Source organism: Leclercia sp. GLN_9, from assembly GCF_043105735.1.
Lineage (GTDB): Bacteria > Pseudomonadota > Gammaproteobacteria > Enterobacterales > Enterobacteriaceae > Enterobacter > Enterobacter adecarboxylatus.
This window is the reverse complement of the sequence record NZ_JBICLV010000033.1, coordinates 40,225-53,204: the sequence shown is the minus strand read 5'-3', so window position 1 is coordinate 53,204 and position 12,980 is coordinate 40,225. Positions and strand designations below refer to the sequence as shown.

At 54.3% G+C, this 12,980-nt stretch carries 15 protein-coding genes; 14 read left to right on the top strand and 1 reads right to left on the bottom strand.

Going from position 1 to position 12,980, the window contains the following annotated elements:
* Nucleotides 1-415 precede the first annotated feature (415 nt).
* Nucleotides 416-1,363, top strand: a complete 948-nt coding sequence (gene rluC, locus ACF8PE_RS19620; RefSeq protein WP_392495199.1) for a 23S rRNA pseudouridine(955/2504/2580) synthase RluC — start codon at nt 416-418, stop codon at nt 1,361-1,363.
* Between the two features lie 77 nt (nt 1,364-1,440).
* Here rluC and ACF8PE_RS19615 read toward each other — a convergent pair whose 3' ends face one another.
* Nucleotides 1,441-2,025 (bottom strand): nucleoside triphosphate pyrophosphatase, encoded by a 585-nt coding sequence (locus tag ACF8PE_RS19615; protein ID WP_032617546.1) that lies wholly within the window; start codon nt 2,023-2,025, stop codon nt 1,441-1,443.
* Between the two features lie 141 nt (nt 2,026-2,166).
* Between ACF8PE_RS19615 and yceD the strand changes: the two genes are divergently transcribed.
* The 13 genes from yceD to ACF8PE_RS19550 all read left to right on the top strand — a co-directional run bounded on the left by yceD (nt 2,167) and on the right by ACF8PE_RS19550 (nt 12,785).
* Entirely contained in the window at nt 2,167-2,688 is a 522-nt protein-coding gene (gene yceD, locus ACF8PE_RS19610; RefSeq protein ID WP_130589026.1) for a 23S rRNA accumulation protein YceD, read from the top strand.
* Nucleotides 2,689-2,704: 16 nt separating this feature from the next.
* Complete coding sequence (gene rpmF, locus ACF8PE_RS19605; RefSeq protein ID WP_003857964.1) at nt 2,705-2,878, top strand: 50S ribosomal protein L32; 174 nt, start codon at nt 2,705-2,707, stop codon at nt 2,876-2,878.
* A 79-nt stretch (nt 2,879-2,957) separates the two neighbouring features.
* Nucleotides 2,958-3,992: a phosphate acyltransferase PlsX gene (gene plsX / locus ACF8PE_RS19600; RefSeq protein WP_071886466.1), complete on the top strand. Its 1,035-nt coding sequence runs from the start codon at nt 2,958-2,960 to the stop codon at nt 3,990-3,992.
* 6 nt (nt 3,993-3,998) lie between these two features.
* Nucleotides 3,999-4,952, top strand: a complete 954-nt coding sequence (locus ACF8PE_RS19595; RefSeq protein WP_032617550.1) for a beta-ketoacyl-ACP synthase III — start codon at nt 3,999-4,001, stop codon at nt 4,950-4,952.
* A 15-nt stretch (nt 4,953-4,967) separates the two neighbouring features.
* The gene (gene fabD / locus ACF8PE_RS19590; RefSeq protein WP_032617551.1) at nt 4,968-5,897 is read left to right on the top strand and encodes an ACP S-malonyltransferase; all 930 of its coding nucleotides are present in this window, start codon (nt 4,968-4,970) and stop codon (nt 5,895-5,897) included.
* Nucleotides 5,898-5,910: 13 nt separating this feature from the next.
* A complete protein-coding gene (gene fabG, locus ACF8PE_RS19585) occupies nt 5,911-6,645 on the top strand; it encodes a 3-oxoacyl-ACP reductase FabG (protein ID WP_032617552.1) in 735 nt (244 codons plus the stop codon).
* A gap of 154 nt (nt 6,646-6,799) precedes the next feature.
* The gene (gene acpP / locus ACF8PE_RS19580) at nt 6,800-7,036 is read left to right on the top strand and encodes an acyl carrier protein (protein ID WP_003857954.1); all 237 of its coding nucleotides are present in this window, start codon (nt 6,800-6,802) and stop codon (nt 7,034-7,036) included.
* Between the two features lie 93 nt (nt 7,037-7,129).
* Nucleotides 7,130-8,371 (top strand): beta-ketoacyl-ACP synthase II, encoded by a 1,242-nt coding sequence (gene fabF, locus ACF8PE_RS19575; RefSeq protein ID WP_130589025.1) that lies wholly within the window; start codon nt 7,130-7,132, stop codon nt 8,369-8,371.
* Nucleotides 8,372-8,513: 142 nt separating this feature from the next.
* A complete protein-coding gene (gene pabC / locus ACF8PE_RS19570; protein WP_144837515.1) occupies nt 8,514-9,323 on the top strand; it encodes an aminodeoxychorismate lyase in 810 nt (269 codons plus the stop codon).
* A gap of 2 nt (nt 9,324-9,325) precedes the next feature.
* Nucleotides 9,326-10,348, top strand: a complete 1,023-nt coding sequence (yceG, locus tag ACF8PE_RS19565; RefSeq protein WP_144837517.1) for a cell division protein YceG — start codon at nt 9,326-9,328, stop codon at nt 10,346-10,348.
* Entirely contained in the window at nt 10,338-10,979 is a 642-nt protein-coding gene (tmk, locus tag ACF8PE_RS19560; RefSeq protein WP_144837519.1) for a dTMP kinase, read from the top strand. The genes yceG and tmk overlap by 11 nt, the downstream gene beginning before the upstream one ends.
* Nucleotides 10,976-11,980 carry a DNA polymerase III subunit delta' gene (gene holB / locus ACF8PE_RS19555; protein WP_144837521.1) on the top strand — a complete coding sequence of 335 codons (1,005 nt, stop codon included), beginning with the start codon at nt 10,976-10,978 and terminating at the stop codon, nt 11,978-11,980. Before tmk ends, holB begins: the two co-directional genes overlap by 4 nt.
* Nucleotides 11,981-11,990: 10 nt before the next feature.
* Complete coding sequence (locus ACF8PE_RS19550; RefSeq protein ID WP_032617559.1) at nt 11,991-12,785, top strand: metal-dependent hydrolase; 795 nt, start codon at nt 11,991-11,993, stop codon at nt 12,783-12,785.
* The last annotated feature ends 195 nt before the right edge of the window (nt 12,786-12,980 follow it).

Below are 12,980 nucleotides of genomic sequence, written 5' to 3'. Positions count from 1 at the left end.
CGGAAATACAGCGCGATTATCAGGGGAATAGCCTGGGTAAAACTCTCCAGAGAAGATTCCATTTACCGGTAAGTACTGCAACCCGCAGCCCGCTAACTGTCTGAAAGATCAATACGTCTTACGCCATTGCTGCGTGGATGATCGGTCAGACAAAATTGGTCATTCCGTCGACATCCTTACTTAACCAGGATTTAACACGGAAAACAGCAGCATTATTCCATTGCTAACCGGGTTATAGCAAGATGACTTTTGCCAATTATCACCCGGTTACTCACAGTTTTTTCACTTCCTTCGCAGGATTGGTTTAATAACCACCAAATCGATTGCGTGAACGAAACACTGACCGGGTAGAGCTAAATATAAGCATAGAAAAATGAGTGGCGCTAATGGCTGACGATAATTAGAATCGCCCCCCATGAAAACAGAGACTCCAGCCGTAAAAATGGTTGCCATTACCGAAGATGAAGCGGGGCAACGCATTGACAACTTTTTGCGCACCCAACTGAAGGGTGTGCCAAAGAGCATGATTTATCGCATCCTGCGTAAGGGTGAGGTGCGCGTGAATAAAAAGCGCATCAAACCGGAATATAAACTTGAAGCGGGTGATGAAGTTCGCATCCCGCCTGTGCGCGTAGCCGAGCGGGAAGAGGAGGCGGTGTCGCCGCATCTGAACAAAGTCGCCGCGCTGACGAATGTGATTCTGTATGAAGACGATCATATTCTGGTGCTCAATAAGCCCTCTGGCACGGCCGTCCACGGCGGCAGTGGATTGAGCTTTGGCGTGATTGAAGGTCTCCGTGCGCTGCGCCCGGAAGCCCGCTTCCTTGAACTGGTTCATCGTCTTGATCGCGACACCTCCGGCGTGCTGCTGGTCGCGAAAAAACGGTCGGCGCTGCGTTCGCTGCACGAGCAGCTGCGTGAGAAAGGAATGCAGAAGGATTACCTCGCGATGGTGCGCGGACAGTGGCAGTCCCATGTCAAAGTGGTGCAGGCGCCGCTGCTGAAAAACATTCTGCAAAGCGGTGAGCGTATCGTTCGTGTGAGTCAGGAAGGCAAACCGTCGGAAACCCGGTTCAAGGTGGAAGAGCGTTATGAATTTGCCACCCTCGTGCGCTGCAGCCCGGTGACCGGGCGTACCCACCAGATCCGCGTTCATACGCAGCATGCGGGCCATCCTATCGCCTTTGACGATCGCTATGGCGACCGTGAATTTGATAAACAGCTGGCCGGGACGGGTTTATCGCGTCTGTTCCTGCATGCCGCCGCGTTAAAGTTTACTCATCCGGGTACTGGCGAGGTGATGCGTGTCGAAGCGCCGCTGGATGATCAGCTGAAGCGCTGCCTGAGCATTCTGCGCGGTTAATTGCCGGGGCGCTGCGCTTAGCTGGCCTACAAAGCGTAGGTCCGTGCAAGCGTAGCGCCGCAGGGCGAGGCCGATGGCTACGCCATCAACGGGTTGTAATTCTCCCGACGCAGCATCTGGCACAGCGCAATCAGCGGTAATCCCACCAGCGCGTTCGGGTCTCGCCCGTCCAGTCTCTCAAACAAAGCAATACCCAGCCCCTCACTTTTAAAACTGCCCGCGCAATTTAATGGCCGCTCTTTTCGGACGTAGTCGTCAATTTCTTGTTCGCTGAGATGGCGGAAGTGAACGTCAAACGGCTCGCATTCCGTCTGTAAATGGCCCGTAGACGAATTATAAAGTGCCAGGCCGGTGTAGAAGGTGACAATACTGCCGCGCGCTTTCAGCAGCTGCTGGCGAGCATTCTCTTCGGTGTGTGGTTTGCCGGTAATTATTCCATCCAGGACGCAAACCTGATCGGAACCTATAATTAAATGATCGGGGAATCGCGCTGCCAGACTTTTCGCTTTTTCCTGAGCCAGACGGACCACCAGATGGCGTGGCGATTCACCGGGTTGTGGGCTTTCATCCACGTTCGGCGCGGCGCATTCGAAGGTAACTCCGAGCTTTTCCAGTAACACGCGGCGGTAAGGTGATGTGGAGGCAAGAATGAGATTTGGCATATTTTTTTCACCAGATATAGCGTATCGATGCCAGCCATTTTAAACTACAGGCCGCAATGTGTGCGAATAAATGGCAAAAGGCAGCCTGAGGTTGCCTTTTTCTTTGACTCTATGACGTTACAAAGTTAATATGCGCGCCCTATGCAAAAGGTAAAATTACCCCTGACTCTTGATCCGGTTCGTACGGCTCAAAAACGCCTCGATTACGAAGGTATTTATACTCGTGACCAGGCTGAGCGTATCGCCGAATCCGTAGTCAGTGTGGACAGTGATGTGGAATGCTCCATGTCGTTTGAGATCGATCCCCAGCGCCTTGCCGTTATTAACGGTGATGCAAAGGTGTCGGTCACGCTCGAATGTCAGCGTTGCGGGAAACCGTTCCCACTTCATGTTCACACAACATATTGTTTTAGTCCGGTTCGTTCAGACGAACAGGCTGAAGCACTCCCGGAAGCGTATGAGCCGATTGAGGTTAACGAATTCGGTGAAATCGATCTGCTGGCGCTGGTTGAAGATGAAATCATCCTCACCTTGCCTGTAGTTCCGGTGCATGATTCTGAACACTGTGAAGTGTCCGAGGCGGACATGGTCTTTGGGGAACTGCCTGATGAAGCGCAAAAACCAAACCCATTTGCCGTATTAGCCAGTTTAAAGCGTAAGTAATTAAGGAGTAAGGTCCATGGCCGTACAACAGAATAAACCAACCCGTTCCAAACGTGGCATGCGTCGTTCCCATGACGCGCTGACTGCAGTTACCAGCCTGTCTGTAGACAAGACTTCTGGTGAAAAACACCTGCGTCACCACATCACCGCTGACGGTTTCTACCGCGGCCGCAAGGTTATCACTAAGTAATCACGCGTTTGCGTGATTAGGCTTAGTGAGGGTTTCCCCGTGAAAACGGGGATATACCGAACCAGGCTGCGACGATACCTTGACACGTCTAACCCTGGCGTTAGATGTCATGGGGGGAGATTTTGGCCCTTCCGTGACAGTGCCTGCAGCATTGCAGGCACTGAACTCTAATTCGCAACTCACTCTCCTTTTAGTCGGCAATCCCGACGCTATCACGCCATTACTTGCAAAAGCTGACTTTGAACAACGTTCACGTCTGCAGATTATTCCTGCCCAGTCGGTTATTGCCAGTGATGTTCGAGCCTCACAGGCGATCCGCAGCAGTCGCGGAAGCTCCATGCGCATTGCGCTGGAGCTGGTGAAAGAGGGTCGTGCCGAGGCCTGCGTTAGTGCCGGTAATACCGGCGCGCTGATGGGGCTGGCAAAATTACTGCTCAAACCTCTTGAGGGGATTGAGCGCCCGGCGCTGGTGACGGTATTGCCGCACCAGCAAAAGGGCAAAACGGTGGTGCTGGATTTAGGCGCTAACGTTGACTGCGACAGCGTGATGCTGGCGCAGTTTGCCGTAATGGGCTCGGTGTTGGCAGAGGAAGTGGTAGGGATTTCTCATCCCCGCGTTGCTCTGCTGAATATTGGTGAAGAAGAGACGAAAGGTCTCGACAGCATCCGTGAGGCGGCCGAGCGGCTAAAAAATGAGCCGTCCATCAACTATATTGGATATCTCGAAGCCAACGAATTATTGACCGGAAAAACGGATGTACTGGTGTGTGACGGGTTTACAGGAAACGTTACATTAAAAACCATGGAAGGGGTGGTGAGGATGTTTCTTTCTCTGCTTAAATCGCAGGGAGAGGGGAAAAAACGGTCATGGTGGCTGATTTTATTGAAGCGTTGGTTACAAAAGAGCCTGGCGCGGCGATTCAGTCACCTCAACCCCGACCAGTATAATGGCGCCTGTCTGTTAGGATTGCGCGGCATTGTGATTAAGAGTCACGGTGCGGCCAATCAGCGAGCGTTTGCCGTCGCGATTGAACAGGCAGTGCAGGCGGTGCAGCGACAAGTCCCACAGCGGATTGCCGCTCGCCTGGGATCTGTATTAGCAAAAAGTGACTGAGCGTACATGTATACGAAGATTTTAGGTACCGGCAGCTATCTGCCAAAACAAGTGCGAACCAACGCCGATCTGGAAAAAATGGTAGATACGTCTGACGAGTGGATCGTCACGCGTACAGGTATCCGCGAACGTCGTATTGCCGCGCCAGATGAAACAGTTTCCACCATGGGCTATGAAGCCGCACAGCGTGCGCTGGAAATGGCGGGTGTCGATAAAGACGACATCGGCCTGATTATCGTTGCGACAACTTCTGCAACGCATGCCTTCCCGAGCGCAGCGTGCCAGATTCAGAGCATGCTGGAGATCAAAGGTTGCCCGGCGTTCGACGTTGCCGCTGCGTGCGCAGGCTTTACCTATGCGCTGAGCATTGCCGATCAATATGTAAAATCTGGCGCGGTGAAAAATGCGCTGGTGATCGGTGCTGACGTGCTGGCGCGCACCTGCGATCCAACCGATCGCGGGACGATCATTATTTTTGGTGATGGCGCAGGGGCTGTCCTGTTAGGACAATCTGAAGAACCCGGCATCATCTCCACGCATCTGCATGCTGACGGTAGCTACGGCGAACTGTTAACGTTGCCAAACGCCGATCGTGTTAACCCGGACAACGCCATCTATCTGACCATGGCCGGTAACGAAGTGTTCAAAGTGGCGGTCACAGAGCTGGCGCACATCGTTGACGAGACGCTGGCAGCGAACAATCTGGAGCGTTCCGCCCTTGACTGGTTGGTGCCGCATCAGGCGAACCTGCGCATTATTAGCGCCACGGCGAAGAAACTCGGCATGTCTATGGATAACGTTGTGGTGACGCTGGATCGTCATGGCAATACGTCTGCAGCATCCGTGCCCTGCGCGTTTGACGAAGCGGTGCGCGATGGACGCATTCAACGAGGCCAACTGGTCTTGCTCGAAGCCTTCGGTGGCGGTTTCACCTGGGGTTCTGCGCTGGTTCGTTTCTAGTATAAGGATAAAAAAATGACGCAATTTGCTTTTGTGTTCCCCGGCCAGGGTTCTCAAGCCGTTGGAATGTTGTCCGGCTTAGCGGAGCAGTATCCAGTCATCGAAGCGACCTTCCGTGAAGCGTCGGATGCACTGGGCTATGATCTTTGGGCGCTGACCCAGCAAGGGCCAGCCGAAGAGCTGAATAAAACCTGGCAGACCCAGCCTGCACTGCTGACCGCATCGGTCGCACTGTGGCGCGTATGGCAACAGCAGGGCGGCAAAACGCCAGCACTGCTGGCCGGTCACAGCCTGGGTGAATACTCTGCGCTGGTTTGCGCCGGGGTGATTGCGTTTGCTGATGCCGTGCGTCTGGTTGAGCTGCGCGGTAAATTCATGCAGGAAGCGGTGCCGGAAGGTACGGGCGGCATGTCAGCCATTATTGGTCTGGATGATGCTTCCATTGCAAAAGCCTGTGAAGAATCTGCAGAAGGTCAGGTGGTTTCTCCGGTAAACTTCAACTCGCCGGGTCAGGTGGTTATCGCCGGTCATAAAGAAGCGGTTGAACGTGCAGGCGCAGCCTGTAAAGCTGCGGGCGCCAAACGTGCGCTGCCGCTGCCGGTGAGCGTACCGTCACACTGCGCGCTGATGAAGCCTGCTGCTGAGAAGCTGGCGGTAGAGCTGGAAAAAATCACCTTTAACGCGCCAACCATTGCGGTGGTAAACAACGTTGATGTGCAGTGCGAAACCGCGCCAGAGGCCATTCGCCATGCGCTGGTTCGCCAGCTGTACAGCCCGGTTCAGTGGACCAAAACCGTTGAGTTTATGGCGTCCCAGGGCGTTGAGCACCTGTATGAAGTCGGTCCGGGTAAAGTTCTCACCGGTCTGACCAAGCGTATTGTTGATACCCTGACTGCCTCGGCTATTAATGAGCCGGAAGCCCTGTCAGCGGCACTCACGCAGTAAGAAGAGGAATACCATGAGTTTTGAAGGAAAAATCGCACTGGTCACTGGTGCAAGCCGCGGTATTGGCCGTGCTATCGCTGAAACCCTCGTCGCGCGCGGCGCGAAAGTTATCGGCACCGCGACCAGCGAAAGCGGCGCGCAGGCGATCAGTGAGTACCTGGGTGCGAACGGTAAAGGTTTGATGTTGAATGTGACCGATCCTGCATCTATCGAATCTGTTCTGGGAAATATTCGCGCAGAATTTGGCGAAGTGGATATTCTGGTCAATAATGCCGGAATCACTCGCGACAACTTATTGATGCGAATGAAAGATGATGAGTGGAGCGATATTCTCGAAACCAACCTGTCATCTGTGTTCCGTCTGTCAAAAGCGGTAATGCGAGCTATGATGAAGAAGCGTCATGGGCGTATTATCACTATCGGTTCTGTGGTTGGTACCATGGGAAATGCTGGTCAGGCTAATTACGCTGCGGCGAAAGCAGGTCTGATCGGTTTCAGTAAGTCTCTGGCACGCGAAGTTGCGTCCCGCGGAATTACTGTAAACGTTGTTGCTCCGGGCTTTATTGAAACGGACATGACGCGTGCGCTGACCGATGAGCAGCGTGCGGGTACGCTGGCGGCAGTTCCAGCGGGTCGTTTAGGCGACCCTAAAGAAATCGCCAGCGCGGTTGCATTTTTAGCCTCTGACGAAGCGAGTTACATCACTGGTGAAACTCTCCACGTCAATGGCGGGATGTATATGGTTTAATCACGATAGAAAATATTTGCGTTATTAGGGTCAATGGCCTCAAAATAACGTAAAATCGTGGTAAGACCTGCCGGGATTTAGTTGCAAATTTTTCAACATTTTATACACTACGAAAACCATCGCGAAAGCGAGTTTTGATAGGAAATTTAAGAGTATGAGCACTATCGAAGAACGCGTTAAGAAAATTATCGGCGAACAGCTGGGCGTTAAGCAGGAAGAAGTTGTGAACTCCGCTTCCTTCGTTGAAGACCTGGGCGCAGATTCTCTTGACACCGTTGAGCTGGTAATGGCTCTGGAAGAAGAGTTTGATACTGAGATTCCGGACGAAGAAGCTGAGAAAATCACCACCGTTCAGGCTGCCATTGATTACATCAACGGTCACCAGGCGTAAGTGAGCATCTCCAGGCGGTCATTCGACCGCCTGTGTTTTTTCTTTTGTAGTCCCTCGTTTTTCTTTTTTTTTATCCCTCCCTGGAGGACAAGCGTGTCTAAGCGTCGTGTAGTTGTGACCGGACTTGGCATGTTATCTCCTGTCGGCAATACCGTAGAGTCTACCTGGAACGCTCTCCTTGCCGGTCAGAGTGGCATTAGCCTAATCGACCATTTCGATACTAGCGCCTATGCAACGAAATTTGCTGGCTTAGTAAAGGATTTTAACTGTGAAGAGATCATCTCGCGCAAAGAACAGCGCAAGATGGACGCCTTCATTCAATATGGAATTGTCGCTGGCGTTCAGGCCATGCAGGATTCTGGCCTTGAAATTACGGAAGAGAACGCAACCCGTATCGGTGCCGCTATCGGCTCCGGGATTGGCGGTCTTGGCCTGATTGAGGAAAACCATACCTCTCTGGTAAATGGTGGTCCACGTAAAATCAGCCCGTTCTTCGTTCCGTCAACGATTGTTAACATGGTGGCAGGTCACCTGACCATCATGTTTGGCCTGCGAGGTCCTAGCATCTCTATTGCCACTGCCTGTACGTCCGGTGTGCATAACATCGGCCAGGCGGCGCGTATCATCGCTTATGGCGATGCCGATGCGATGGTTGCAGGCGGCGCAGAAAAAGCCAGTACCCCGCTGGGTGTGGGCGGTTTTGGCGCTGCACGTGCCCTGTCTACCCGCAACGATAATCCGCAGGCGGCAAGCCGTCCGTGGGATAAAGACCGTGATGGTTTTGTGCTGGGTGACGGTGCGGGTATGGTCGTGCTGGAAGAGTACGAACACGCCAAAAAACGCGGCGCAAAAATCTATGCAGAAGTCGTTGGTTTCGGCATGAGCAGCGACGCTTATCACATGACCTCTCCGCCGGAAGACGGGGCAGGTGCTGCGCTGGCAATGGTTAACGCGATCCGCGATGCGGGTATCGAACCGGGCCAGATTGGCTATGTGAATGCGCACGGTACCTCCACGCCAGCAGGCGACAAAGCTGAAGCGCAGGCCGTTAAGTCTGTGTTTGGCGATGCGTCCCGCCGCGTGATGGTCAGCTCAACCAAGTCCATGACCGGCCACCTGTTGGGTGCGGCGGGTGCAGTAGAATCAATCTACTCCATCCTTGCGCTGCGCGATCAGGCTGTTCCGCCAACCATCAACCTGGATAACCCGGATGACGGTTGCGATCTGGACTTCGTTCCGCACGAAGCGCGTCAGGTCAGCGGTCTGGAGTACACCCTGTGTAACTCCTTCGGTTTTGGCGGCACCAACGGTTCTCTGATCTTTAAGAAGGTCTGAGGCTGACAGCCGGGGCGGCCGATCGCCTTCCCGGCAAATTGATAAAAAAGGTCCGCTTGTCGGGCCTTTTTTATTCGGTTTTATTCCCTTGTCCACGGCCCTCCTTCCTGCCAGACTATTCGCCCATTCAAAAGGAGCCATCATGTTCTTGATCAATGGCATACCACAGGAAACATTGCCCGCGAGCGACAGGGCTATACAGTTTGGTGACGGCTGCTTCACGACGGCACGCATTGCTGCGGGCCAGGTCTGTCTGCTGGATGCCCATCTGCAGCGCTTGCAAATGGCCTGTGAAAAACTGCTTATCCCTTTCGTTGCGTGGGCAGAATTACAGCGTGAGATGGTAGAGCTTGCGCGGGGAAACGAGCGTGGCGTGCTGAAGGTCATTATCAGCCGGGGAAGCGGCGGCAGAGGTTACAGCGCGGCGAACTGCCTGCAACCGGTCCGAATCCTCTCTGTGTCGGGGTATCCCGCCCATTATGATGGCTGGCGTCGCGAGGGCATCACGCTTGAGTTAAGTCCGGTGCGGCTGGGACGTAACCCGCATCTTGCCGGTGTTAAGCACCTGAACCGGCTTGAACAGGTGCTGATCCGCACCCATCTTGAACAGACCGATGCGGATGAGGCCTTGGTTCTTGACAGCGAAGGGTTCGTTACGGAATGCTGTGCGGCGAATTTATTCTGGCGTAACGGGAAAGATGTTTTTACCCCCCGGCTGGATCAAGCAGGCGTTAACGGCCTGATGCGCCAGTTTTGTCTGCAACAGCTGGCACACTCCGGTTATCGCGTTGTCGAAATACACGCCCGGGAGGCTGTACTGGCTGAGGCCGACGAAATGGTGGTCTGCAATGCGTTGATGCCCGTCGTGCCGGTTCGCCAGTATGGTTCTCAACGTTTTTCATCGCGTGAGTTGTACGCTTTTTTAGCCCCTCAGTGTGAGCAAATCAGATAGTCATGAAGAAAATGTTGCGCTTTATTCTCCTCATCCTTGTCGTGCTGGGCATTGCCACTGGGGTGGGGATGTGGAAAGTTCGCCAGCTGGCGGGCAGTCAAATCCTGATCGAGACGGAGACCATCTTTACCCTGAAACCGGGCACCGGACGGTTGGCGCTGGGTGAGCAGCTGTATAACGAGAAGATCATTAATCGCCCACGGGTGTTCCAGTGGTTATTACGTGTGCAGCCGGAGCTGTCGCATTTCAAAGCGGGCACGTATCGCTTTACGCCGGGGATGACCGTCAAGGAGCTGCTGCAGCTGCTGGAGAGCGGTAAAGAGGCGCAGTTCCCGCTGCGTTTTGTGGAAGGGATGCGCCTGAGCGACTACCTGAAGCAGCTGCGGGAAGCTCCTTACATCAAACACACCCTGCAGGATGACAGCTACGCCACCGTCGCTCAGGTTCTGAAGTTTGAGCATCCTGAGTGGGTGGAAGGGTGGTTCTGGCCGGATACCTGGATGTATACCGCAGGCACTACCGATGTGGCGTTGCTGCAGCGTGCGCATAAAAAAATGGTCGCTGCGGTGGATAAAGCCTGGGAAGGGCGGATGGAAAATCTGCCGTATAAAGATCAAAACCAGTTCGTCACCATGGCCTCTATCGTCGAGAAAGAGACGGCAGTCGCGAGTGAACGGGATCAGGTTGCCTCGGTATTTATCAATCGCCTGCGTATCGGCATGCGTCTGCAAACCGATCCGACGGTGATTTACGGTATGGGGGAAAATTACAAGGGCAATATTTCACGTAAAGACCTGGAAACCCCGACCGATTATAATACCTATGTCATTAGCGGCTTACCGCCGGGGCCAATCGCCACACCGGGGCAGGCATCGCTGAATGCCGCCGCGCATCCTGCAAAAACGCCTTATCTCTATTTCGTCGCGGACGGAAAGGGTGGACACACTTTTAACACCAATCTTGCCAGTCATAATCGTTCAGTTCAGGACTATCTGAAGGCACGTAAGGAAAAAAATGCGCAGTAATTACATCGTCATTGAGGGGCTGGAAGGCGCCGGGAAAACCACCGCACGTGACGTGGTGGTCGAGACGCTCAAACAGTGTGGCATTGAAGAGATGATCTTCACCCGCGAACCGGGCGGCACTCAGCTGGCTGAAAAATTGCGTAGCCTGGTACTGGACATCAAATCGGTCGGGGATGAGGTCATTACCGATAAAGCCGAAGTCATGATGTTCTACGCCGCGCGTGTCCAGCTGGTTGAAACCGTCATCAAACCCGCGCTGGCGCGGGGATGCTGGGTGATTGGCGATCGTCACGATCTCTCCACCCAGGCCTATCAGGGCGGTGGACGCGGCATTGATCAGCAGATGCTCGGCACACTGCGCGATGCGGTGCTCGGGGATTTCCGTCCGAACCTGACGCTCTATCTCGATGTGACGCCCGAAGTGGGGCTGAAACGCGCCCGCGCCCGCGGCGAGCTGGATCGTATTGAGCAGGAGTCGCTGGACTTCTTTAATCGCACCCGCGCCCGTTACCGTGAGCTGGCCGCCGAGGACCCTTCGATCCGCACCATCGATGCGACCCAGCCGCTTGAAGACGTAATGAACGACATTCGCAAAACAGTCACTGACTGGCTGAAGGAACAACAGGCATGAAATGGTATCCATGGTTGCGCCCGCACTTTGAACAGCTGGTGAACAGCTATCAGTCCGGTCGGGGGCATCATGCGTTACTGATCCAGTCGCTGCCGGGCATGGGCGATGAGGCGTTGATCTACGCCATCACCCGTTTTTTAATGTGCCAACAGCCGCAGGGATACAAAAGCTGCGGTCAGTGCCGTAGCTGTCAGCTGATGCAGGCAGAAACGCACCCGGATTATTACGCGCTGGAGCCGGAGAAGGGCAAGGCTACGCTGGGTATTGATGCGGTGCGCGCCATCAGTGAAAAGCTGTACGAGCGCGCGCGGCTCGGCGGGGCGAAAGTCGTCTGGCTGAAGGATGCTGCCCAGCTTACCGAGGCAGCAGCCAACGCGCTGTTAAAGACTCTTGAAGAGCCGCCGGAAAATACCTGGTTCCTGATGGCCTGCCGTGAGCCTGGACGACTCCTGGCGACCCTTCGCAGCCGCTGTCGTTTGCATCATCTTAGCGTGCCGCAGGAGGCCTGGGCTATCAGTTGGCTTGCACGAGAAGTGACAACGTCACAGGAAGCGGCGTTAAGCGCGCTGCGCCTGAGCGGCGGAGCTCCTGCCGCGGCGCTGGCATTGTTGCAGCCCAACGTCCAGACGCAACGGGAACAACTTTGCCAGGCGCTCGGCGGGGTGGCAGACAGCGGCGACTGGCTGAGCCTGCTCCCGGCTCTCAACCATGATCAGGCACCCGATCGCCTGCACTGGCTGGCGGCTCTGCTGTTGGATGCCCTTAAAATTCAGCAGGGAGCAACCCTTATCAGCAATGTCGATGCCTGGTCGCTCGTTAATAGCCTGGCGCAGCGCCTGCCAGGTGTGGCGTTACGGGCTATCCTTCATGATGTCTGCCAGTGTCGGGAACAACTACTCAGCGTAACGGGGCTGAATCGGGAGCTTGTCCTGACCGACCTGTTACTCACAATCGAGCATTACCTGCAACCGGGCACAACGCTGCCTGCATCCTATCTCTGAGAGAGACATTATGTTTTTAGTCGACTCACACTGCCATCTCGATGGCCTGGATTATCAATCCCTGCATAAAAACGTCGATGACGTGCTGGCAAAAGCCGCCGCCCGCGATGTGAAATTTTGTCTGGCGGTCGCCACGACGTTACCGGGTTACAAAACCATGCGTGAACTGGTGGGCGTACGCGACAACGTGGTGTTCTCCTGCGGCGTGCATCCCCTGAACCAGGATGAAGCGTACGACGTTGAAGATTTGCGCCGTCTGGCGGCGGAAGAGGGCGTAGTGGCGATGGGTGAAACCGGCCTGGATTATTTCTACACCCCGGAAACCAAAGCCCGACAGCAGGAATCGTTTCGCGACCATATCCGCATTGGCCGGGAGTTGAATAAACCGGTGATTGTCCACACCCGTGATGCGCGCGCTGATACGCTGGCGATCCTGCAAGAAGAAAAGGTGACGGATTGCGGCGGCGTACTACACTGTTTCACAGAAGACAGAGAAACAGCGGGTAAGCTGCTGGATTTGGGTTTTTATATCTCGTTTTCCGGGATCGTGACGTTCCGTAATGCTGAGCAGCTTCGTGATGCTGCGCGTTACGTTCCGCTCGATCGCCTGCTGGTGGAAACAGACTCTCCTTATCTGGCACCGGTACCGCACCGCGGCAAAGAGAATCAACCCGCGATGGTACGGGATGTGGCCGAGTACATGGCCGTTTTGAAAGGCGTCGACGTTGCAGAACTGGCACGCATTACCACCGATAACTTTGCCAGCCTGTTTCACATCGATCCCTCCCGCCTGCAATCTGCCTGATTAATCTATTTTTTTATGGCTCGTAATTAATAGCCAAAACGAGTAAAGTTCACCGCCCATGTGGGGGCGGTGAAGCGCTTTCTTGAAACATTTGGCAATTAATTTTGTAAATATCTGAAAGTTTTTCAGCTGCCTTACGCTGAAACGTGATAGCCGTCAAACAACGCTACGCGGATTTATTTTACTCTGTGTAAT